Raw genomic sequence first — 22,391 nt, forward strand, 5'->3', positions numbered from 1 at the left:
CGCCCCCGATCGATCAGCCGCCCAGCCGGACGTGGTACAATTCGACGGCGGCTCCGCTGGTCCCGGCAACCGGCTCAAGCCATTCCGGTACGCTGCCGCGCATCAACCCGGCGAGAAAACCTGCCGGCGCCTTGGCGGCGAGGAGCTTGCTTTCGGGGCTGCCGGGGCACAATGCGACGAGGCCGACGTGATGATCCGCCAGGATTGTCCTGGCATCGGCATCGGACCCAAGGAAGGCATCGAGCGCCAGCAGGTTGCCGGCGACGTTGCGATGATAAGGCCCGGCGAAGACGCGGTGTCCGGAATAGGCCAGGATCGGCGATCCGAGATTGGAAATTGCCAGCACCGTGGTGCCGGGCAGGCGGCCAAGCGCCGCAAAGGAGGCCATGCGCTGGCAAGCGACATCGGCGCCGTCGCCATTATCGGCGGCGGTATTGCTGTCCTCGAAGGCGACCGAGGTCGCCGCGGCAGCCCCAGTCCAGACGGCATTCACCGAAACCAGCCAGACGGCGGCCATGCGCAGCGCCACGCCGCGCGACGGGCTGGCCTCGGCCCGTTGACGCCATTTGGCAATCCAGGCAGCAAGCGGGATGACGGCGAAGGCGATCGAGAATGTCGAACCGCGCACCTGCCAGGCACTGACGATGAAGGCCACGACAAGCAGCGTGCCGACAAGGCTGTCCTGCCGCCGCCAGCCGCCACGGCCAAGGCGAAGCGCCATCAGCACGAGCGCGATGAGCGGCGTAGCATAGCGCGCCACCACCCCGGCCGGATCTTCAGCGAGAAGCTTGAACAGCGATTGCGCCTCGTCGATGTGATCAAGCCATAGCTCCTTGAGGCGCGGATCGAGGTTGGCATAGGGCGCTGCCAGGCATTGCGGGAACAAAAAGACGACGACTGCGGCCAATATCAGGGCAAGCAGGCCAAGCGAGGCGATGCGCCGTTGGCGCGTGCGGCCAGCGGGCTCGACCGACGCTATCGCCGCAAGGCCGGTTCCGGCAATCGCTGCGACGACGAACTGCACGGTCGAGAAGGCGTCGCATTGCGCCTGACCCCAGGCGGACGGTGCGATGGTGGCGACAAAGACGAGAGCGGACACGCCGGCAAAGCCGAGGCCGAAATCCCTGGCAATCGGCCTCTCGCCATCGGCGTCGAGGGCAAACAGCGTGGCGACAGAGGCGCCGATGGTGGCGACATAAGGCGCGGTTTCCATGCCGACGGCCAGCATCAATCCGGCGCACAGGCCGGAGAGTAGTGCCGCCGGCCTGCGCAACGGCGCTTCAAGCAGAAGGCTCAGGCTGGCCATGCTCAGCATCAGCTGGACATTGTGGTGATCGAGCGCGCCAGGCGAAAAAATGCCGAGGAAGTGCAGTGCGGCGGCGCCGACGACGACAGCGGGCAGCACGGCGCCGTCACCGGCAAAGCTGCGCGCGGTGCGAGCGGTGAAAAACACGGTCAGGCAAAAGAGCAGCGCCGGCCACAGCACTTGCGCAAAATTCTCGGCAAAGACCGTGCTCCCGGTCAGGGCCGACACGGCCGTGATGGCGGCGATCGGCGCATCGACCAGCCGCGACCAGTGCATGACGAAGCCGCCTTCCAGGCCCATCCTGTACTGGTGCAGATCGAACCAGCTTTGGCCGGCCAGCATGTCGCGAACTTCGACAAGGCGCAGCAGATTGTCGTTGTCGCCGCCGGCATTGGTCAGTTCCGGGAAACCGGCAAAGGCATTGACGGCAAGCGCCAGCAGCGTGGCAAGCAGCGCCAGCGCGATATCGGACCTCCAAATGGAGGCGCCATCGTCGGCTGTGCTCATATCAGGACCTTTGGAAGGAATACGGGGCGGTTTAAACCTAGCCTTAACAGCTTCAATAAATAGTAAAGCCGCCCCGAGCGAGGCCGGCGTTTGAGCGGTCAGGGACCTCACAGGGCATCCGGAGACGAAAATGCCACAAGAAGTGCGCCATGAGCCGAGCATCGCCGTGCTCCTGCCTTGCTACAATGAGGAGCTGACGATCGGCGAAGTGGTGCGGCGCTTTCGCGAGACGCTGCCTGCCGCCGCGATATATGTCTACGACAACAATTCGCGCGATCTGACGGCGCTCCGAGCCCGCGCCGCCGGCGCCATCGTGGTGCGCGAGCCGCGCCAGGGCAAAGGCAATGTCGTGCGCCGCATGTTCGCCGACATCGAGGCCGACATCTATCTGATGGCCGACGGCGACGGCACCTATGCGCCGGAGGACGCGCCGCAACTGATCAACGCGCTGCTGACCGAGCGCTCCGACATGGTGGTGGGCACCAGGCGCGGCGTCGCCGACGATGCCGGCAGGACTGGCCATGCCTTCGGCAACCGCATCTTCAACAGCCTCTACAAGCGGCTGTTCGGCTCGGACTTTACCGATATCTTCTCGGGGTACCGCGCCTTCACCAGGCGCTTCGTCAAGAGCTTTCCCGCCGTTTCCGGCGGTTTCGAGATCGAGACCGAAATGTCGGTGCACGCCTCGCAGCTCAAATTGCCGGTGAGCGAGATCGGGCTCGACTATGGCCGCCGGCCGGAAGGCTCCTCGTCGAAGCTGTCGACCTTTCGCGACGGCGCGAAGATCCTGTGGATGTTCGCCATGCTGATGAAGGAGACACAGCCGCTGCGTTTCTTCGGCGCTTTTTCGGTGTTCTTCCTGGCATCGAGCCTGTTCCTGATGGCGCCGGTGCTGATCGAGTTCGCCGAAACCGGGCTTGTGCCGCGCATGCCGACCTGGGTGCTGTCGGTCGGGCTGCTGCTGCTGTCGATGCTGGCGGCGGTGACCGGGGTAATCCTCGATTCGGTGTCGCGCGGCCGGGCCGAGCAGAAGCGCATCTTCTATCTGTCGATGCCTTCCGGTCGCGTCGAACGTGAACGTGCAAGCGCCCTCGCGACTTTGAAGGCCGGACCGGGCAAGACCCCGCGCGCGGCCTAGAGCCTGAATGGGACGCCTCGCCCGCTTCATTTTCGCCGGCGGCATCGGCTTCGTCGCCGACGCGGCGGCGCTTTGGCTGGTGCTGACGATAGCGCCGCTCGGACCATTCGCGGCTCGCATCATTTCGATCGGTTTTGCCCTGTCCGTCACCTGGTTGATCAACCGCCATCTGACGTTTTCGCCTTCCAGCCGCGGCATCGCGCAAGAGGGCGCACGCTATGGCGGCGTCGGCATTGCCACCAGCGTCGTCAATTATCTCGTCTATTGCGCCATCCTGTTCGCGCTGCCGACGGTGTCGCCGCTCATCGCCCTTGCGGTCGCCTCGCTGATTGCCATGGCGCTGTCCTTCCTCGGCTATTCCAAGCTGGTCTTCGATCGCTGACGGCACATCGCATTGGGATCTGCGCCAAAGGAAGCGCAGCCTCATCATGACCTTGGCCGATTGGCAGAAGCCGCCGATTTCCTTATATCGCTGTCGTCGATGCATCGGCGCGAAAATCGGAATCGATTTTCGGACAGCACGATGCATGGATTCAAAAGTGTTGGAGCGTACTTTGTGCATCCAAGTGGATCGCTGCAAGTGCGCCGGAGAGCTGCCATGCCCCTGAAAGTCGCCGTCCAGATGGACCACATCTCCACCGTGTCGATTGCCGGCGACACGTCGTTTGCGCTGTCGCTGGAAGCGCAGCGGCGCGGCCACCAGCTGTTCCACTACACGCCCGACCGGCTGTCGCTGCGCGACGGCAAGGTGTTTGCCCGCATCGAGGCGATGCAGGTCCGCGACGAGAAGGGCAGCCATTATTCACTGGGCGAAGAAATCCGTACCGATCTTTCGGAGATGGACGTCATCCTTTTGCGGCAGGATCCGCCCTTCGACATGAACTACATCACCACCACGCATATCCTCGAGCGCATCCATCCGAAGACGCTGGTGGTCAACGACCCGGCCTGGGTGCGCAACAGCCCGGAAAAGATCTTCGTCACCGAATTTCCCGACCTGATGCCGGACACGCTGATCACCAAGGATCCGCTCGAAGTCGCCGCCTTCCGCAAGGAGTTTGGCGACATCATCGTCAAGCCGCTCTACGGCAATGGCGGCGCCGGCATCTTCCACCTGCACGAGGCCGACCGCAACCTCGCCTCGCTGCTCGAAATGTTCGGCCAGATGTTCCGCGAACCCTACATCGTGCAGCGCTACCTCAAGGAGGTGCGCGCCGGCGACAAACGCATCATCCTGATTGACGGCGAGCCGGTCGGCGCCATCAACCGCGTGCCGGCCGAGCACGATTCGCGCTCCAACATGCATGTCGGCGGCCGCGCCGAAAAGACCGAGCTGACAGAGCGCGAACGCGAGATCTGTGCCCGCATCGGCCCGTGGCTGAGGGAGCGCGGCTTCATCCTCGTCGGCATCGACGTCATCGGCGACTACATGACCGAGATCAACGTGACCTCACCGACCGGCATACGCGAAGTGAAGCGCTTCGGCGGCGCCGACATCGCCAGCCTGTTCTGGGATGCGGTGGAGGGCAAGCGTAACTAGTCTCGCTTCGGAGCGGCCGCGTTGCAACCCATTGGAGCCGCTGCGTTCAGCCGTTCCCCAAATGTTCTTGCCTTCGCCGGAAATCTGTGGTTGTCTCCGGTGACGCCGTTCGCGGCATGATCGCAAGGGCTTGGGGCAAGCCTGCAGCCGGGGTGAAGACATGGTGGCGCGGGTTCGCACGGTTGCTTTCCAGGGCATCGAGGCCGTGCCGGTCGACGTGCAGGTGATGATCGCGCCGGGCAAGGTCAACATGCACATCGTCGGCCTGGCCGACAAGGCTGTAGCCGAAAGCCGCGAGCGGGTGCAGGCGGCGCTGCATGCATCCGGCCTGTCGATGCCGTCGAAGAAGGTCACCGTCAATCTGGCGCCTGCCGACCTGCCCAAGGAGGGCAGCCACTACGATCTGCCGATCGCGCTCGGTTTGATGGCGGCACTCGGCGCCATTCCGGGCGACATGCTGGCCGGCTATGTCGTGCTTGGCGAATTATCGCTCGACGGCACCATTGCCGCGGTGGCCGGCGCGCTGCCGGCGGCGATCGGCGCCAATGCCGAAGGCAAGGGCCTGATCTGCCCGTTTGCCTGCGGGCCGGAAGCGGCGTGGGCCGGCAAGGATTTCGACATATTGGCGCCGCGCAGCCTGATCGCCATCGCCAATCATTTTCGCGGCACGCAGGTTCTGTCGCGGCCGGAAGCCGGCATCCACGCCTCGGCGCGCGACTTGCCCGACCTTGCCGACATCAAGGGCCAGGAGACCGCCAAGCGGGCGCTGGAAGTGGCGGCGGCCGGCGGCCACAATCTGCTGATGGTCGGGCCGCCGGGGTCGGGAAAATCGATGCTGGCCCAGCGGCTGCCGTCGATCCTGCCGCCGCTTGCGCCGAAGGAATTGCTCGAAGTCTCGATGATCGCCTCGGTGGCCGGCGAACTCGGCGAAGGCAAGCTGACCGACCGGCGGCCGTTCCGCGCGCCGCACCATTCGGCCTCGATGGCGGCGATGGTCGGCGGCGGCCTGCGCGTGCGGCCGGGCGAGGCCTCGCTTGCCCATCACGGCGTGCTGTTCCTCGACGAGTTTCCGGAATTTTCGCCGCAGGCGCTCGATGCGCTGCGCCAGCCGCTGGAGACCGGCGACTGCATGATCGCGCGCGCCAATCATCGCGTCACCTATCCGGCGCGTATCCAGCTTGTCGCGGCGATGAACCCGTGCCGTTGCGGCATGGCCGGCGAGCCGGGCTATCGCTGCCTGCGCGGCGACCGCTGCCGCACCGACTACCAGGCGCGCATTTCCGGCCCGCTGCTCGATCGCATCGATCTCAGGATCGAGGTACCGGCGGTTTCGGCCAGCGATCTGATCCGGCCGGACCGGGCGGAGAAGAGTGCAGCCGTGGCACTGCGCGTCGCCCGTGCCCGTACGATCCAGCGTGAGCGTTTCGAACGGCTCGGCGCGACCTCCGCCACCACCAACGCGCATTGCTCACCGTCGGTTATCGAGGAGATCGCCATGCCCGATGCCGCCGGCCTGTCGCTACTGAGGGACGCCAGCGAAAAGCTCGGCTTTTCGGCAAGAGCCTACCACCGCGTCTTGAAGGTGGCGCGGACGCTGACCGATCTCGAGGCCAGCGAAACGGTCGGCCGCATCCATCTGGCCGAGGCGATTTCCTACCGCATGAGCTCGGAGCGGATGGCACAGGCGGCGTAGTGCTTCTGCTGCTCGCTGGAAGTACGGTTGCGGGTTCGCGCCCGATGATCGCATATGTTACGGTCATGCACCTAACCGGGGCTGAGGCGGGGATGATTTCTGTTTCGCCGGCACGCAGTGCCGAGACTTCGAGACCATGGCCGGGCTTTGCCGCAAGCTTGCACAATGGGATGTCGACGCCGTGCAGCCTTACGGCGTCTCGGAGGAGGACGTGAGGACCATCTTCCACCCCGAAAGGAGCGGCAGTTCGCTGGCAGCGAAGTTCGGCGCGCCAGATGCCATGGCGTTTATCGCGCGATCGGAGAACCTACCGGCGGGCTGCCTCGCCTTGACCAGTTCGACGACCATACGGCGGAGATTCACAAGTTTTTTGTCGACGCGTCGTTTCGCGGAAAAGGAATCGGCCGGGCGCTGATGGGGGCCGCGCTGGCGGAGATCCGGAAAGGCCGAATCCGGACGGTATTGATCCACACGACGTTCTACATGAAAAACGCCATTGCCGTGTATGAGTCGTTCGGCTTCAGGCCCTGCCCGCCCTTCCGTGAAACCCCGGAGCCGGTCAGACATACCGATATTTTCATGTCGTGCTCGATCTCGCCCGCGTGAGGTTAGAGGCAGCCGCGGTGTGGAGGACGCGGCGTCCCTCGACTTGCCCTATTTTTGGAAATCGAACCTGGGCCCCGATGATCCTCTTCCTGAGGCGCATCGTCAGAATGGGCGTTGGCGCACTTCATGCAGGACCCCTCCCGGCCCTTCGGGTCACCCTGCCCTCAAGGGGAGGGGGACGCCGGCTCCCGCGCCTTCGCTTCAGGCGCCTTGCTTCGCCTTCAGTTCCAGCCGCCGCGCGTGAAGGACCGGCTCGGTGTAGCCGTTGGGCTGGACGCGGCCCTTGAAGACGAGGTCGCAGGCAGCAAGAAACGCGATGGACTTGTCGAAGTCCGGCGCCATCAGCCGGTAGAGCGGATCGCCATGGTTTTGGCGGTCGACGATTGCCGCCATGCGTTTCATCGTTTCCATCACCTGGTCGGGCGTGCAGACGCCGTGATACAGCCAGTTGGCGATGTGCTGCGAAGAGATGCGCAGCGTAGCACGGTCCTCCATCAGGCCGACGTCGTTTATATCTGGCACTTTCGAACAGCCGACGCCCTGGTCGATCCAGCGCACGACGTAGCCCAGAATGCCTTGCGCGTTGTTGTCTAGCTCCTTCTGGATGTCTTCAGGCGACCAGTTCGGCCGCCTTGCTACCGGCACCGACAAGATGTCGTCGAGCCTGGCCTTGGGCCGGCTTTTCAGCGCCTTCTGCACGGCCTGGACATCGACCTTGTGGTAGTGCGTGGCGTGCAGGGTTGCCGCCGTCGGCGACGGCACCCAGGCGGTGTTGGCGCCGGCCTTAGGGTGCGCGATTTTCTCGGCCAGCATCGCCGCCATCAGGTCGGGCATCGCCCACATGCCCTTGCCGATCTGGGCGTGGCCGGCCAGCCCGCATTCGAGCCCGGTATCGACGTTCCAGGCTTCATAGGCGGCAATCCAGGCGGCCTGCTTCATGTCGCCCTTGCGGATCATCGGGCCGGCTTCCATCGAGGTATGTATCTCGTCGCCGGTGCGGTCGAGGAAGCCGGTGTTGATGAAGACGACGCGGTCCCTGGCGGCGCGGATCGCCTCCTTGAGGTTGACGGTGGTGCGCCGCTCCTCGTCCATGATGCCCATCTTGATGGTGTTTTTCGCCATGCCGAGCAGCGCCTCGACGCGGTCGAAAATCTCGACGGCAAAGGCAATTTCCTCCGGCCCGTGCATCTTGGGTTTTACGATATACATCGAGCCGGCGCGAGAATTGGCGCGGCGCCCGTTGGGGCCAACATCGTGCAGCGCGATCAGCGCCGTCAGCGCCGCATCCATGATGCCTTCCGGCACCTCATTGCCGTCGCGGTCCGATATCGCCGGATTGGTCATGAGGTGGCCGACGTTCCTGACCAGCATCAGCGAGCGGCCGGGCACGGTCAGCGTGCCGCCATCGGGCGCGGTATAGGTGCGGTCGGGGTTGAGCCTTCGGACAAAGCTCTTGCCGGCCTTGGTGATCTCTTCAGCCAGGTCGCCCTTCATCAGGCCGAGCCAGTTGCGGTAGACCAGCACCTTATCCTCGGCATCGACGGCCGCCACCGAATCCTCGCAGTCCTGGATGGTTGTCAGCGCCGATTCCAGCACGACATCGGCAATGCCGGCCGGATCGGTGCGGCCGATCTGGTTGTTGCGGTCGATGGCGATTTCGATGTGCAAGCCATTCCTGACCAGCAAGACGGCTTCGGGGTCGGCGGCATCGCCGCGATAGCCGGCAAACTGCTTGGGGTCGGCAAGCGTGGTGGCGCCGCCGCCCTCGCCCAGCCGCAACATGCCGTTGGCGACCGAAAGCCCGTTCACGCCGGCCCATTTGCCTGTCGTGAGCGGCACCGCCTCGTCGAAGAAGCTTTTCGCCCAGGCGACGACCTTGGCGCCGCGCGCCGGATTGAATTTGTTGCCTCGCTCGGCGCCGTCCGTCTCCGGGATGGCGTCGGTGCCGTAGAGCGCATCATACAGTGAGCCCCAGCGCGCATTGGCGGCATTCAGCGCATAACGCGCATTCATCACCGGCACCACCAACTGCGGCCCGGCGACCAGCGCGATTTCCGGGTCCACATTTTCGGTCGTCACGCTGAAGGCCGGCCCCTCGGGCAGGAGATAGCCGATCTCGCGGAGGAAGCTCTTGTAGGCCTCCATGTCGACGGGCGCGCCATTGTCGCGGTACCAGCGGTCGAGCTTGTCCTGCATGGCATCGCGTTTTTCGAGCAGCGCCCGGTTTTTTGGCGAGAGATCATGGACGATCGCCGAAAAACCGCTCCAGAATGCCTCCGCTTCAATGCCGGTGCCCGGCAACGCCTCGTTCACGACAAAATCATGAAGCTCGCGGGCAATCCGCAATCCGGCGATCTCGACGCGATCGGTCATCAGGGCTTCTCCAGACGAAAGGCTAGGCCGGGCCTTTGGCATGTCGCGGTTGCAGGGTCAATTCGGCATAGGTGAAGGTAGGGCGTTTTCGCCGTTGCAGGAGCTGCCAATCTCCCCACTTGTGGGTGAGATGCCCGGCAGGGCAGAGGGGGGCGTGAAGGATCGCCGACCTTGCCATTTACGACCAGCCGCAAGTCTGAGGTGTTACCGCGAAAGACTGAGACGTTGGCGGGACAGCGCCCCCCTCTGTCCTGCCGGACATCTCCCCCTCGAGGGGGGAGATCGGCTAATCACACCGCCATCCTTGGCCTGCCCGACGCGACCGCCACGACATGCGCCTCGATGAACATGCGCTGGCCCTCGACGGTGGAGACGCGGAACTCGCTGGCGATTTCGATCTCGGCGCTGTCGGTGCCGGCGTCCTTCGCCCGCCCGGCGGCAATAGCGCGCACATCTCTCTCCGCCGCGGCGATCGCCGCCGCCTCGTCGTTGAAATCGCGCACGCTTTCGCCTGAGGCGACACGGAACAGCCCTTCCTTGGGCTGGCTGACCCGCGCCTCGGCCGAAACCCGGACCTGGCCGACGACGGCGCCGAGCGCATTGGCCACATCGGTATCCTCAGGCACCACGCAGTCATTGCCGACCAGCTCGGCCAGGCCGGCATAGTGCAACGGCGCCGAGGCGCCGAGGCCGATGACCGGACGGTCGAGCGCGACGCTGAGCCGGGCGATGCCGGGATGGGCGTCGACGGCGCGCTGGACCAGCGCGTGGGCGACGGTCGCCGCGCCATCCAGCCCATCCTCGGCGAAGGCGGTCTCGAGGATGACTTCCGCCGACAGGCGGGTCAGCGTGGTCAGCACCCGTTCCGAGATCGCCTCCGGCGAGGCGGCGATGAACTGGCCGCGGCCGTCACGCCTGCGCGCGAACAGCTCGGCACCCAGACGCGCCGCAGCCAGATCCCAATTGGCCTGCCTGCCCAGCACATGCGCGGCATCCGACGGCGTGAAGCCGGCGACATGCACCAGCCCGCGCGACACCAGCCGGTTCAAGGTGGCGTTCTGGGCATTCGAAGTCAGCAATCTGTCGAGAGCCTGCGGCACGGCACCGATCAGCTCGTAAAGCTTGGCTTCGGCACCGGTCAGTCCGGCCGCGAGCCGCTCCGGCACGCCGGTGCGCACCGCGAGGCGGCCATCCATGCGGCCGGGATTGGGTGCGCGCAGCTGGCGTTCCAGTTCTGATGTGACCGCGTCGCCATGCATCATGCCGGCCAGCGCCAGCGGCACCAGGCGGCGCGGCCCGAGCAGGATCTTCGGGTTGAGCGCGCCGTCCTCCAGCGCCACTTCGGAATCGCCGCCGAGGCCAAAAGTGCGCATGGCGACGGCCTCGACCATGGTGCGGAAGCCGCCGACGGTGGCGCCTTCCGGATCGAGCCGCGGCCGGCCCTTGTCCAACACCGCGACGTCGGTGGTGGTGCCGCCGATATCGGAGACCACGGCATTGTCGAGGCCGGTCATGTGGCGGGCGCCGACAAGGCTGGCGGCCGGGCCGGACAGGATCGTCTCGATCGGCCGCTGGCGGGCAAAGGCGGCCGAGACCAGCGCGCCGTCGCCGCGCACCACCATCAGCGGGGCGGCGATCTTGCGCGCGGCCAAAAAACCTTCGGTTGCCGCGACCAGCCGGTCGATCATCGAGATCAGCCGGGCGTTGAGCAAGGTCGTCAGTGCCCGGCGCGGGCCGCCGAGCTTGGCCGACAGCTCGTGGCTGGCGGTGACCGGCAGGCCTGTTATGTCGCGGATCAGGTCGCGGGCGGCAAGCTCGTGCGCCGGGTTGCGGGTAGCAAAATAGGCGCAGACGGCAAAGCCGGACACCGACTTTTCCAATTCCGGCAAAGCTGCCTCCAGCCCGGACAGATCGAGGCTCGCCGCATTGCCGTGGACATCGTGGCCGCCGGGGCAGAACACCACCGGATCGGTGCCGAGCGCCGCCTTCAGCCCGTCGCGGGCAAGGTCGCCCTCGGCAAAACCGATCATCACAAGTGCTACGCGGCCGCCCTGGCCCTCGACCAGCGCATTGGTGGCAAGCGTCGTCGACATCGACACCAGCTTAATCGCCGCCGGGTCGGTGCCGGCTTTTTGCAGCACCGCATCGACCGCGCCCGATATGCCGACCGCCAGGTCGTGACGGGTGGTTAGCGCCTTGGCCTTGGCCAGAACTTTTCCGCCGGGGCCGCCGGCCTCCGACCACAGCACCGCGTCGGTGTAGGTGCCGCCGGTGTCTATGCCGAGGAACAGGGGGGAGGGTTTGAGCTTGGCGGTCATTGGCGGGTCCGGAGAATTCGTCTCCGCCCCTTAGCGGATACCGGCCGATCGATAAAGCCGCGATGGCTGGGCCACGGGCGAACACGCTGCAGGCTCGCCCAATGCCGGCGGGACAGCACCCCCCTCTGTCCTGCCGGACATCTCCCTCTCAAGGGGGGAGATTGGGTGTCACCCACGCTCTCGCAAATTTTCAACGCTGCAAACAGGGTGGCCGCCGGCGAAGCTGCCAATCTCCCCCCTTGAGGGGGAGATGTCCGGCAGGACAGAGGGGGGTGTGACGGATCGCAACCTTGGCAATTACCCGACAAACCCCACGCGCTTGTGGCTGCCATCGCAGAACGGCTTGTTGGCGGAGTGGCCGCAGCGGCAGAGGAAGGTGCGTTGTGTGCGGTCGACCGTGTGGCCGGTGCCGGTGACGATTTCGACATTGCCCTCCAGCTTGAGCGGGCCATTGGTGGTCGGCGTGACGGTCAGCGGGCCATCCCGCGCTTCCAGCGCCGGCGTATCCTTCAACGGCGGCTCGCCGGTGGCGGTGAAGCCTGCCTTGGCGTGGCTGCCGTCGCAGAACGGCTTGTTTTCCGAAGCGCCGCAGCGGCACAGCGTGGCGCGGAAAAACGTTTCGCCGCCCAGCACGATCTCGGCATGGACGGCCAGCGGGCCGTTTTCCCTGATGCGCACGGTGTTGACCACCGGCGGCTGTTCCTGCGGCCCGCCATCCTTGCGGACATAGGTGATGGCGCCGGACGGGCAGGCTTCGGCGAGCGCCACGATCTTCTCGACGCTGGCCGCATCGGGATGGATCCACTGGCCGGGCGCGTTGGGCACGAAAACATGCGGATCGCCAAGCACGCAGTTGCGCGAATGGATGCAACGTTTTCCCGAAAAGCCGATGTCGATGTTCTCGCCTTCGACCACTGCCATGGGTGGGATCTCCTGTCGGACTACGCTATGGCGACAGTCAGGACGACGTCAAGGCAGCATTCTCCCCCTCGTGAGGGCCGACCTCGGGCGCGGCGGGAAGGGAATTCCCATTTTTTGCTCGCAGCACCACATTTTGTTCTTGCTTTGTGCCGGCAGCTATGCTAGTAATCTGACCATGGTGCCAATTGGCTCCAACGACCCGCCCCACCGAGGCGGGTTTTTTGTTTCAGCTTTGAATTCCGGCGTTGCCGGCCGACGCTGGCGGGACAGCGCTCCGCTGCTATGGCCTCTGTACGACCACCTGGCCCACAAGGGTGAGGCAATCGCATACAGGAGTCCCCCTCATCCGGCCGCTTCGCGGCCACCTTCTCCCCGAGGGGAGAAGAGGCTGGCGCCAGTGCAGGCGACTCCTCTCCCCTCGGGGAGAGGTCGGATTGCCCCGAATTCCCCTTCGCAATTCGGTTGGCAATCCGGGTGAGGGGGCGCTTGCCGATGTGCAATAGCCCTCGAACAAAAGGGAGACAGTTCACGGAACCAGATCGATTTCCTCGGTCTCGCCGCCACTGCAGGTGTAGCAGCAATCGTCGCACTTTTCCGTATTGCCGGGGCCGACGCCCCAATAGGTATTTTCGTCGCCATCGACCCAGGCGCCGTAGCAGATCGATTCGCCGTCACTGCAGGACAGCGGGATCGCCTTGGTCTCGCCGTCGTTGAGATAGTAATCCTGATTGTTGCCCGGCCAGACGTGGTCGCGGTCCTGGCTGTAGAGCTCGACGCGCATGGCGTTGGGATGGCTGTTCTTGATCTCGAACGTGACATCGCCGGCATGCGCGACGGGCGCAAACAATCCGACGATGAACAGCGCAGCGGCAACGCGGCGCGCGAAAGCGTAAGACAACATGATGAATTCCCCCCGGAATGAAACGGCCTGCTCGGCCGCGCGGGGGAACATGGCATGGCGGGTTGAAGGGTGGAAGAGGTGATTGCGGCATTTGCGTCGCAAGACGCGCGAGGCTGCCAAGGAAGACCCCTCTCCGGTTTGCTTCGCAAACCACCTCTCCCCACTTCGTGGGGCGAGGAAACCGCCAATCGCCGAAGCCTCACAAGACCTGGGTTCCTCGCCCCCACATGGTGGGGGAGAGGTGGCCGCGAAGCTGCCGGAGAGGGGCGGTCCGACGGGCTCAACGATCGGGCTTCAGCAGGGTCCATATCCAGCCGATGAATGTGAGCACCAGGAAGGGATATCCGGCAGCGGGCAGCGGCGCCGAGGTCGGCAGCAAAGGGGTGCCCCAGAGGATCAGGCCCACTGAGACGACGAACAGCACAGCCGCCACGACAGCGGTGAGCCGCATCCACAGGGCGAAGGTTTTCGGCGCGCTGACCATGACCAGCGCCGCCGCCCAGAGCGAGATACCGCCGACATAGGAGGGCACGCTGGCCTCAAGCCCCGCCGCATTGCCGGCGAGCAGCAGGCTCTCGCCGGCGAGAAAGGTCAGAAATCCGGCCGCCACGCAGTCATTGCCCAGCCGCTGATATTTCATCGTCAGCAGCGCGGTTGCTACCACCAGTGCGACGCCGTCGATCGTCCAGAGTGTTTCGCGAAGGGACGCGCTCTCGACGAAGGTGCCGACGAGGCCCATCGCGCCGCCGATGGCAAGGCCGATCGCGGCGATCGTGTCGGAGATAGCAGGGCTGGCGGGACGCATCGGGACCTCCCTTCCAAGCTCAAGGATACTTCAAGACGGGACCTTCTCCAATGGCGGCCCGCTGCCTAAAGCGAAGGGCATTGGCCGGCGCATATTTAATCGCATCGGGAGGCGGTTCGGTCAGCTCGAAATTGGGAACAGCCCGGCCACGGGGGAAATGGGCGTAACCCCGTTCAATCCCCCATCTTCAGCGCCTGGATAAACGCCTCTTGCGGGATATCCACTTTCCCGAACTGGCGCATCCGCTTCTTGCCCTCTTTCTGCTTGTCGAGCAGCTTGCGTTTGCGTGAGACGTCGCCGCCGTAGCATTTGGCCGTGACGTCCTTGCGCAGCGCCGAGATGGTCTCGCGGGCGATGACCTTGCCGCCGATGGCCGCCTGGATCGGGATCTTGAACAGATGGTTCGGGATCAGCTCCTTCAGCTTCTCGCACATCAGCCGGCCGCGCTTTTCCGCGGCCGTGCGGTGGACCAGCATCGACAGCGCGTCGACCGGCTCCTCATTGACCAGGATCGACATTTTGACCAGGTCGCCTTCCTTGTAGTCGGTGAGGTGATAATCGAAGGAGGCGTAGCCCTTTGAGATCGACTTCAGCCGGTCGTAGAAGTCGAACACGACCTCGTTGAGCGGCAGGTCGTAGATCAGCATGGCACGCTTGCCGACATAGGACAGATCGAACTGGATGCCGCGCCTGTCCTGGCAGAGTTTCAGGATACCGCCGAGATAGTCGTCCGGGGTCAGGATGGTGGCGCGGATCCACGGCTCCTCGATGGCCGCAATCTTGACCACGTCGGGCATGTCCGCCGGGTTGTGCAATTCCTTCACCGTGCCGTCGGTCAACGCCAGGCGGTAGACGACCGAGGGCGCGGTGGCGATGAGGTCGAGATTGAACTCGCGCTCCAGCCGCTCCTGGATGATCTCCAGATGCAGCAAGCCAAGGAAGCCGCAGCGATAGCCGAAGCCAAGTGCCGCACTGGTTTCCATTTCATAGGAGAAGGACGCGTCGTTGAGGCGCAGCTTGCCGACCGCGGCGCGCAGATCCTCGAAATCGGCGGCGTCGACCGGGAACAGGCCGCAGAACACCACCGGCTGCGCCGGCTTGAAGCCGGGCAGGGCCTGCGCCGTCGGGCGCTTGTCCTCGGTGATGGTGTCGCCGACGCGGGTGTCGGCGACTTCCTTGATCGAGCCGGTGAAGAAGCCGAACTCGCCGGGGCCGAGCTCGTCGACATTGACGCGGGCGGGCGTGAAGACGCCGGTGCGCTCGACCAGATATCGGGCGCCGGTGCCCATCATGCGGATGGTCTGGCCCTTCTTCAGCACGCCGTCGATGATGCGGACCAGCACGATGACGCCGAGATAGGCGTCGTACCAGGAGTCGACCAGCATCGCCTTCAGCGGCGCCGCTATGTCGCCCTCGCGCGGCGGCGGCAGATCGTTGACGATGGCCTCGAGCACGTCCGGAATGCCAAGCCCGGTCTTGGCCGAGATCAACACGGCGTTGGAGGCGTCGATGCCGATCACCTCCTCGACCTGCTCGCGGATGCGCTCGGGCTCGGCCGCCGGCAGGTCGACCTTGTTCAGCACCACGACGATCTCGTGGTTGTTGTCGATGGCCTGGTAGACATTGGCCAGCGTCTGCGCCTCGACACCTTGCGAGGCATCGACGACCAGCAGCGAGCCCTCGCAGGCGGCCAGCGAACGCGACACCTCATAGGCGAAGTCGACATGGCCGGGCGTGTCGATCAGGTTGAGGATGTAATCCTCGCCACTATTGGCGCGGTACTTCAGCCGCACCGTCTGCGCCTTGATGGTGATGCCGCGCTCGCGCTCGATGTCCATCGAGTCCAGCACCTGCTCCTTCATGTCGCGCAGCTCCAGCCCGCCGGTCGACTGGATCAGCCGGTCGGCAAGCGTGGATTTGCCGTGGTCGATATGGGCAACGATGGAGAAATTGCGGATGTTTTTGATCGGCGTGGTCATGCGGCGCGCTTTAGCAGGGGCACGCTGCATGGGCAAGCGGCGGGGCGCGGGAGCGGCGGCGGGGGCCAAAGTCGTTAAACTTTGATCCATGAGATTAGAGCATAGTTTGCGCCCGGCGTGATAGCCCACCGGTCTATCGCCGTTTCGGGGGATCGGAATGCCGCTGTCCGCACGCAAATTTCTCAACTCGGTGAGCGGCTCGTTCGCGCCAATGCTCGCCATCTTGCTTATGCCGATGGTTGCCGCATTGGGTTTTTCCATCGACTATACCTCGGCGGTTTCAACCAGGGCCTCGATGCAGAACGCGCTCGATGCCGCGTCGCTGTCGATCACGACGCTGGAGACGACCACGACGTTGGCGGACCGCCAGGTGAAGCTGCAGGAGGCATACCTGGCCAATGGCGGGCAAGGCACGGCCAAGCTCGACAGCTTCGTCGTCGCTACCGACGGCGCTGCCAGCATCAAGGCTTCGGCTGGCTTCGCCATGCCGACGAGTTTCATGCAGATCGTCAAGATCAACACGGTGCAGGTCGGCGTCGCGTCGGCGGTGACAAAGCGGCCGGCATTGGTGGAGGCCACGTTCAAAGTCGATAAGATCTCGGGCTATTGGAACAAAACGATGACGCTCTATGGCACCAAGTTTGGTGACACGCTGGCTAACAAGCTGATGAAGATCGACTACACATACAACGGTTATGGCGACCCTAAGGGCTACGGCACAGCCAGCGTGTATACGATCAACGGAACGACGACCACGCTGGTCCAGCAGCAAGTATGCACGACCGCCACGGTGCTCAGCTTCTACGGCTTGCCCAGCACCACGATCACCCAGACCGACTCATACGGCAGGAAATACGCAACCACCTGCGTCAGCACGATGTATCCCGCGACGAGTGCTGGTGCGGTGATCGACGTCAGCCAGATGGACCAGCTGTACCTGCGGATGGATGTGCCGTCCGGCAATCCATCCGTGCTCAAATCGAACGATCCGGCGACATCGAACCGGCTTTACGCCGACGGCGTCGAAATTGCGAACGGAGAAACCGTCGATATCTTCACCCTCGTGCCATGCGGCCAGAGCAGCAAACAGGCTTGGGAAGATGGCGGCAATCCCGTACCGGCAGCCATTTCGAATGCCGACTTCTTCTACACGGTGACCGGCAAGTGCGCCTTCAACAAGCGGCCTTCGGAGACCGTGCTTACACAATAGCCGGGCCAAGTGCCGATCTCCCCCCGTGTGGGGGAGATGGCCGGCAGGCCAGAGGGGGCGCTGTCCCGCGGCTCTCGTAATTTGCAAATCTGGCAACCTCCAATCCGCTTGGCCCATCCTAGCATCGAGTTGGCGTTACTCGGCGTCCACGTAGGATGACGCTCGGTGGCGCCCCCCTCTGTCCTGCCGGACATCTCCCCCACAAGGGGGGAGATCGGATGTCGCCTCGGCTCTCGCCAATCCCTAAGACGAAAAAACTTGGACTTCTCCTCAATCACGAAGCGGTGATGCTGTAACGAACCGTGCGTCGGCGGCGAAGTTTGGACATGGAACCGCACATGAGGACAGCGATGACCGGATCGAAACGCAGCACGGCCCTTGTCGGGCTTTCCCTGGCACTGTTTTCGGCAATCGGGTTTTCGGCATACCAGCGCGGCTGCCGGCCAGACGCTGACCGTCGTCGAGTTGTTCACCAGCCAGGGCTGTTCGTCCTGCCCGCCGGCCAATGCCAATCTGATCAAGGTCAAGGACCGGCCTGGTGTGCTGGCGCTGTCCTTCAACGTCACCTACTGGGACTATCTCGGCTGGAAGGATACATTCGGCAAAGACGAATTCACGCAGCGTCAGGTCAGTTACGAGCCGTCGCTCGGCCGTTCCGGCCCGTTCACGCCGCAAGTGGTGGTCAACGGCAAGGCCGATGCCGTCGGCGCCAGGCCGGGCGAGATCGAGCAGCTGATTTCGAGCGGCGGCCACGCCGACGGACCTTCGCTGTCGCTCGCCGGTGGAAAGGTCAGCATCGGCGCCGGTCCGGTGCCGGGCGGCAGGGCCGATGTCTGGCTGGTTCACTACCGGCAAGGCGTCGTCGAGGTGCCGGTGGCGCGCGGCGAAAACACCGGGCGCACGCTGCCGCACGCCAATGTCGTGCATTCGCTGACCAGGCTGGGCAGTTGGACCGGCGACGCCACCGCGCTGCCGTTGCCGGCCGCTGCACGCGGCCTCAGCACCGCGGTGCTGGTCCAGGTGCCGGGCGGCGGGCCGATCCTCGGTGCCGCTGCGAATTAGAACCCGTTCCGAATTTGTGCAACGCCGCAGCGGCACCGCCGCATGCGATCAACCCTGCCATAACCCAAGGAGACCACCATGACCAATCACCTGACCCTGGCGGCACTCGCCCTCGCACTTTGCTCGACGGCGCTGTTCACCGGAGGCGCGGCGCGGGCCGAAGATGCGATGAAGCCGGCGATGGCGATAAACGCCATGAAGCCGGCAACCGATGCCATGAAGCCGGCCGGCGCCATGGCGCCTGATGCAATGGCCACAACTGCGATGAAGGCGGGCGATCCGATGAAGGCCGACTGCATGGACAAGGCCGCCGCCGAGACGGACGCCATGAAGAAGGCAGAGGCGACCAAGGCCTGCGATGCCATGGCTCCGGCCAAATAGGCGATGCGCACAGCAATGTGAGAGCCCGGCGGACCTATCCGTCGTATAATCCACACCAGCATCATGGGAGATCAGACATGACCGGAGCCCTGAAACGATCGTCGATTTTCGCAAAAACAGCACTTGCCGCGCTCATTCTCACGGCCGCCGCTGCCGTGTTCTGGCAGACGCCGGCAGTCTCGGCCGAAGACGCGGTGGTGATCCCGCCGCCGGCAATGGACGAGAAGGCCACCGCCGGGACCGAAAAGGCGGTCTTCGCCGGCGGCTGCTTCTGGGGCGTCCAAGGCGTGTTCCAGCACGTCAACGGCGTAACCAGCGCGGTCTCCGGCTATGCCGGCGGCGACAAGGACACGGCCGTCTATGAAATGGTCGGTACCAGCCGGACGGGCCACGCCGAATCCGTCGAGATCACCTATCAGCCGTCCAAAGTCACCTATGGCCAGCTGCTGCAAGTGTATTTCTCGGTCGCGCACAATCCGACGCAACTGAACTACCAGGGGCCGGACAGCGGCACCCAGTACCGCTCGACGATTTTTGCCGAAAACGACACGCAGAAAAAGATCGCCGAAAGCTACATCGCCCAGCTCGACAGGGCCAAGGTGTTTGCAAAGCCGATCGTGACGACGCTGGAGACCGGCAAGACCTTCTATCCGGCCGAGGACTATCACCAGGACTTCCTGACGCTCAACCCGACCTATCCCTATATCGTCTACAATGATCTGCCCAAGGTCGAGAATCTGAAGCGGCTGTTCCCCAATCTCTACAGCGAAAAGCCGGTGCTGGTGCTGGCCGCCAACAAGAGCTGATTTTTTGCGCCGGCGGGCGCGACGGAGAATAAGCGTCGGCGATCCTTCGCACCCCCCTCTGTCCTGCCGGACATCTCCCCCGCAAGGGGGGAGATCGGCTATCACCTCGACCTTCGCCAAATCTCCAACGTTCAGGACGAGCGGAGCGCTGAAACTGCTAATCTCCCCCCTTGCGGGGGAGATGGCCGGCAGGCCAGAGGGGGGTGCTGTCCCGCCAACGTCTCGAAACTACCTCCCCTTTTTCCAGGGCAGGCTCCAACGCACTTTCTCCAGTGTCGCCTTTGCCTCGGCCGAGTCCGGGTCGGGCTCTGTCTCACGATAATGCGCCGAGCCCCGAGGCGGGTAGGCAAGCGTGTTGTTGAGGGCAAATTTGTCGATCTGGCTGAACTCGGGGAAAGGCAGGTTTTCCGCCTCGCGCCAATCGCTGACCCTTTTCTCCGCGGCGATGCGTTTTTCGTGGTCGACCGCAAGATCGGTGGCTCTGTATTCCAGTGACGAAGGGAAGGCGAACTGCGCGCCGGCATCATCCATGATGTTGATCATGGACAACAGGATGTCCTCGCGGATGGCTTGGAATTCGGCCACGTCGGCGGTTTTGACGTAGGTGAACACGTCGATGTCGAGCGAATAGGCGCCGAAGCCGGCAAAGCGCACGCGGCATGGCTCGTCGATGACGCGCGGATGGGCGATCAGCAGCTTGCGCAGCTCGGCCAGGACGTAACGCAGCTGATCGGGCGTCGTCTCGTAGCGCAGCTGCAGCGTCGTCGCGAACCGGGTGCGGTCGCGATGCGCGTAGTTCTCGATCTGCATGCCGGCGAAATCCGAATTCGGCACCGAGATGATCGTGCGGTCGAGCGACCGGATGCGTGTCGAGCGCATGCCGATATGCTCGATCGTGCCGGACTGGTCGCCGAACTTGCAGAAGTCGCCGACGCTGACCGGCCGATCGGCATAGAGCGTCAGGCCGGAGAGGAAGTTCTGCAGCGTCGGCTGCGCCGCCAGCGCCACCGCCAGACCGCCGATGCCGAGACCAGCAATGACGCCTTCGTAGGGAATGGCGAGCACTTCGGCCAACAGCAGGAAGGCGACGACCAGCACGGCGACGCGCGCGACGCCGGTGGACAGCGAAATCAGCGTGTCGTGGTAGCCGGGCACTTGCCACAGTCCACGATAGTGTTCGGCGACCTTGCCGATCAGGTGCCAGACCACCGGCACGGCACCGATCACGATCAGGCTCCAGGCGATTGCCTTGACCGGGGCGGCGACCACTTGCGGCAGACCGAGCGGGCGCAGCGTCAACAGCAGGAAGAACCCAAGCACGATCGAACGCACCGCCCATTCGACGATGCGGAAGAAGGCCGAGCTGTCCGTCCTTCGCACAATCAAGGAAATCAGCGCATTGGCGATGAAGCCGAAAACGATGCCGGCCACTGCGGCAAGGCCGAGCATCCACCACTGCCAGTGCTCCATCGGTCCGGCGCGGGTGAGCAGGCCGGGGCTGATCTCGCGGGCGAGGCCACGGGCGATGAAGAACGGGTCGGTGCTGGCGAAGGCAGCGAACTCCGGCGCCACCGGCACGTCTTCCACGTCGGCGTAGAGCGCGCGGATGTGGGCGAGCGTCTCGGGCGTGAACTGCCAGATCTTGCCCTTCTCGGTCTCGACCGGGCCGATGACGATGTTGCCGGCGGGATGCTCGAAATAGATGAAGGGGGTGTTGCTCTTCGGGTCGTCGGGGATCTCCTGCCAGTAGACATAGCCGATGCGGTCGATGACCTTTTTGAGATAGCGCTCGAGCAGGAACGCCTCGTCGCCGCGCACCGCCTGACTGTAGTTGCGCAGGTCGAGCGCCGCCTGTGCCGGATCGCCGGCCTCGGTGAGGCCGCTCAACAGTACCTTGAACGTATCGCGTGGCGAGGCGAGCCTGCTCGGATCGTCGACCATGTCGACGGCTTCGCCACGCGCTTCCTGGAATTCGGCGAGCTTGGCCTGAAGCTGGCCAAGTGGCGGCCCGACGATAGACCACTCGCCATTCTTGCGGCGAAAGGTGAGATCGAAGGAAACCCTGGTGCCATATTGCGGGAGCGTCGCCGTCACCTCGTCGCCGGCAATCGTATCATGCGGCAGGCTCCACAGGCGGAACGTCGCGTTGTCGATGACGGTGAACAGGAGCTTGGTGTAATCGGGCATGTTGAGGCCGCCGCGGTCGGCCTCGGTGACGTCGACGAGGCCCGCTGCCAGACCGGCAAGACCCATGCCGCCGCCGGTCGCGCGCGGCACGTTGTCGGCGCCGCTCTCGTTCATCGTCTGCAGGAACGAGCGCATGGTGCTCATCGGGCTCGACTGGTCGACACGGACGTCCTCGACGGCGCTGACGCGCACGCCTGTCCACCATTCGGCGGTGGCGACATCGAAACGGCCCATGAAGCTTTCGCCGTCAGGCGACTGGACGAAGGTGAAGGCGCCCTGGCGGTCGCCTTCGAACCAGTGGCCGACAAGCTTGTCGCCTTCGGCCTTCGCCTCGATACGGCCGCTGTAAAGCGGGTAGACGCCCTTTACGTCGGCGCCGGTCTGCTCGAACTTGATCTGGGCGCCGCCGCCGCGCCATTTCGTGTCCCACACGCCGGTCCAGCTGGCCGCGTCCTGCGCATGCGCCTGCGGCATGGCCGGCAGCAGGCCCGCAAGCGCGAGTGCGCCGACCGTCCGGATCAGCATCAGCAACAGCCGATCCTGTCTCGCCGCAAAAAAGGGGGTCATTCTGTTGCCCTTCTTCTGCCGGCGATTCTGCTGGGCCGGCCAGAGAAGGTTATTCCGCTTGAAGATGAATATTCTGTTTCGGCCGGCGCCG

The 22,391-nt window shown here is 64.5% G+C and carries 17 protein-coding genes; 9 read left to right on the forward strand and 8 right to left on the reverse strand.

What is annotated here, in order from left to right; translation table 11 throughout:
- Positions 1-13: 13 nt before the first annotated feature.
- A complete protein-coding gene (locus NKH05_RS08710) occupies positions 14-1,813 on the reverse strand; it encodes a GtrA family protein (protein ID WP_352481399.1) in 1,800 nt (599 codons plus the stop codon).
- A gap of 130 nt (positions 1,814-1,943) precedes the next feature.
- Here NKH05_RS08710 and NKH05_RS08715 point away from each other — a divergent pair, with 130 nt between their 5' ends.
- The 5 genes from NKH05_RS08715 (at position 1,944) to NKH05_RS08735 (ending at position 6,790) form a co-directional block, all read left to right on the forward strand.
- Entirely contained in the window at positions 1,944-2,951 is a 1,008-nt protein-coding gene (locus NKH05_RS08715; protein WP_352495457.1) for a glycosyltransferase, read from the forward strand.
- Between the two features lie 7 nt (positions 2,952-2,958).
- Positions 2,959-3,333 (forward strand): GtrA family protein, encoded by a 375-nt coding sequence (locus NKH05_RS08720; protein WP_352495456.1) that lies wholly within the window; start codon positions 2,959-2,961, stop codon positions 3,331-3,333.
- Between the two features lie 216 nt (positions 3,334-3,549).
- The gene (gshB, locus tag NKH05_RS08725) at positions 3,550-4,491 is read left to right on the forward strand and encodes a glutathione synthase (RefSeq protein ID WP_352640352.1); all 942 of its coding nucleotides are present in this window, start codon (positions 3,550-3,552) and stop codon (positions 4,489-4,491) included.
- A 160-nt stretch (positions 4,492-4,651) separates the two neighbouring features.
- The gene (locus NKH05_RS08730; protein WP_353025262.1) at positions 4,652-6,184 is read left to right on the forward strand and encodes a YifB family Mg chelatase-like AAA ATPase; all 1,533 of its coding nucleotides are present in this window, start codon (positions 4,652-4,654) and stop codon (positions 6,182-6,184) included.
- A 165-nt stretch (positions 6,185-6,349) separates the two neighbouring features.
- Complete coding sequence (locus tag NKH05_RS08735) at positions 6,350-6,790, forward strand: GNAT family N-acetyltransferase (protein ID WP_353025263.1); 441 nt, start codon at positions 6,350-6,352, stop codon at positions 6,788-6,790.
- 201 nt (positions 6,791-6,991) lie between these two features.
- Here NKH05_RS08735 and NKH05_RS08740 read toward each other — a convergent pair whose 3' ends face one another.
- The 6 genes from NKH05_RS08740 to lepA form a co-directional block, all read right to left on the reverse strand.
- The gene (locus NKH05_RS08740) at positions 6,992-9,163 is read right to left on the reverse strand and encodes a malate synthase G (RefSeq protein ID WP_353025265.1); all 2,172 of its coding nucleotides are present in this window, start codon (positions 9,161-9,163) and stop codon (positions 6,992-6,994) included.
- A 290-nt stretch (positions 9,164-9,453) separates the two neighbouring features.
- On the reverse strand, positions 9,454-11,481 hold the full coding sequence (locus NKH05_RS08745; RefSeq protein ID WP_023718895.1) for a hydantoinase/oxoprolinase family protein: 2,028 nt from the start codon (positions 11,479-11,481) through the stop codon (positions 9,454-9,456).
- A 297-nt stretch (positions 11,482-11,778) separates the two neighbouring features.
- A complete protein-coding gene (locus NKH05_RS08750; protein ID WP_352856659.1) occupies positions 11,779-12,402 on the reverse strand; it encodes a CDGSH iron-sulfur domain-containing protein in 624 nt (207 codons plus the stop codon).
- Between the two features lie 526 nt (positions 12,403-12,928).
- Positions 12,929-13,300, reverse strand: a complete 372-nt coding sequence (locus tag NKH05_RS08755; protein ID WP_352856684.1) for a hypothetical protein — start codon at positions 13,298-13,300, stop codon at positions 12,929-12,931.
- Between the two features lie 283 nt (positions 13,301-13,583).
- Positions 13,584-14,108, reverse strand: a complete 525-nt coding sequence (locus NKH05_RS08760) for a hypothetical protein (protein WP_352481393.1) — start codon at positions 14,106-14,108, stop codon at positions 13,584-13,586.
- Positions 14,109-14,281: 173 nt separating this feature from the next.
- Complete coding sequence (gene lepA, locus NKH05_RS08765; protein ID WP_352481392.1) at positions 14,282-16,087, reverse strand: translation elongation factor 4; 1,806 nt, start codon at positions 16,085-16,087, stop codon at positions 14,282-14,284.
- A 157-nt stretch (positions 16,088-16,244) separates the two neighbouring features.
- Between lepA and NKH05_RS08770 the strand changes: the two genes are divergently transcribed.
- The 4 genes from NKH05_RS08770 to msrA all read left to right on the forward strand — a co-directional run bounded on the left by NKH05_RS08770 (position 16,245) and on the right by msrA (position 19,546).
- Positions 16,245-17,297 (forward strand): TadE/TadG family type IV pilus assembly protein, encoded by a 1,053-nt coding sequence (locus NKH05_RS08770; RefSeq protein ID WP_352481391.1) that lies wholly within the window; start codon positions 16,245-16,247, stop codon positions 17,295-17,297.
- 378 nt (positions 17,298-17,675) lie between these two features.
- Positions 17,676-18,359: a DUF1223 domain-containing protein gene (locus tag NKH05_RS08775; protein WP_352856657.1), complete on the forward strand. Its 684-nt coding sequence runs from the start codon at positions 17,676-17,678 to the stop codon at positions 18,357-18,359.
- A gap of 78 nt (positions 18,360-18,437) precedes the next feature.
- On the forward strand, positions 18,438-18,740 hold the full coding sequence (locus tag NKH05_RS08780) for a hypothetical protein (protein ID WP_352481389.1): 303 nt from the start codon (positions 18,438-18,440) through the stop codon (positions 18,738-18,740).
- A gap of 77 nt (positions 18,741-18,817) precedes the next feature.
- Entirely contained in the window at positions 18,818-19,546 is a 729-nt protein-coding gene (gene msrA / locus NKH05_RS08785; RefSeq protein WP_352481388.1) for a peptide-methionine (S)-S-oxide reductase MsrA, read from the forward strand.
- A 228-nt stretch (positions 19,547-19,774) separates the two neighbouring features.
- On the opposite strand, the gene NKH05_RS08790 is transcribed toward msrA, so the two are convergent.
- On the reverse strand, positions 19,775-22,300 hold the full coding sequence (locus tag NKH05_RS08790) for a mechanosensitive ion channel family protein (protein ID WP_353025267.1): 2,526 nt from the start codon (positions 22,298-22,300) through the stop codon (positions 19,775-19,777).
- Positions 22,301-22,391: the final 91 nt, after the last annotated feature.

The organism is Mesorhizobium sp. M1399 (genome assembly GCF_040317735.1).
In the GTDB taxonomy this organism is placed as follows: domain Bacteria; phylum Pseudomonadota; class Alphaproteobacteria; order Rhizobiales; family Rhizobiaceae; genus Mesorhizobium.

Excerpts from the sequence above, each read along its gene's own strand:
- NKH05_RS08720 (WP_352495456.1), top strand. The coding sequence starts at position 2,959 with ATGGGACGCCTCGCCCGCTTCATTTTCGCCGGCGGCATCGGCTTCGTC.
- NKH05_RS08760 (WP_352481393.1), bottom strand. The coding sequence starts at position 14,108 with ATGCGTCCCGCCAGCCCTGCTATCTCCGACACGATCGCCGCGATCGGC.
- NKH05_RS08750 (WP_352856659.1), bottom strand. The coding sequence starts at position 12,402 with ATGGCAGTGGTCGAAGGCGAGAACATCGACATCGGCTTTTCGGGAAAA.
- NKH05_RS08730 (WP_353025262.1), top strand. The coding sequence starts at position 4,652 with ATGGTGGCGCGGGTTCGCACGGTTGCTTTCCAGGGCATCGAGGCCGTG.
- NKH05_RS08780 (WP_352481389.1), top strand. The coding sequence starts at position 18,438 with ATGACCAATCACCTGACCCTGGCGGCACTCGCCCTCGCACTTTGCTCG.
- NKH05_RS08710 (WP_352481399.1), bottom strand. The coding sequence starts at position 1,813 with ATGAGCACAGCCGACGATGGCGCCTCCATTTGGAGGTCCGATATCGCG.
- NKH05_RS08740 (WP_353025265.1), bottom strand. The coding sequence starts at position 9,163 with ATGACCGATCGCGTCGAGATCGCCGGATTGCGGATTGCCCGCGAGCTT.
- msrA (WP_352481388.1), top strand. The coding sequence starts at position 18,818 with ATGACCGGAGCCCTGAAACGATCGTCGATTTTCGCAAAAACAGCACTT.
- NKH05_RS08745 (WP_023718895.1), bottom strand. The coding sequence starts at position 11,481 with ATGACCGCCAAGCTCAAACCCTCCCCCCTGTTCCTCGGCATAGACACC.
- NKH05_RS08735 (WP_353025263.1), top strand. The coding sequence starts at position 6,350 with ATGGGATGTCGACGCCGTGCAGCCTTACGGCGTCTCGGAGGAGGACGT.
- NKH05_RS08715 (WP_352495457.1), top strand. The coding sequence starts at position 1,944 with ATGCCACAAGAAGTGCGCCATGAGCCGAGCATCGCCGTGCTCCTGCCT.
- lepA (WP_352481392.1), bottom strand. The coding sequence starts at position 16,087 with ATGACCACGCCGATCAAAAACATCCGCAATTTCTCCATCGTTGCCCAT.
- NKH05_RS08790 (WP_353025267.1), bottom strand. The coding sequence starts at position 22,300 with ATGACCCCCTTTTTTGCGGCGAGACAGGATCGGCTGTTGCTGATGCTG.
- gshB (WP_352640352.1), top strand. The coding sequence starts at position 3,550 with ATGCCCCTGAAAGTCGCCGTCCAGATGGACCACATCTCCACCGTGTCG.
- NKH05_RS08770 (WP_352481391.1), top strand. The coding sequence starts at position 16,245 with ATGCCGCTGTCCGCACGCAAATTTCTCAACTCGGTGAGCGGCTCGTTC.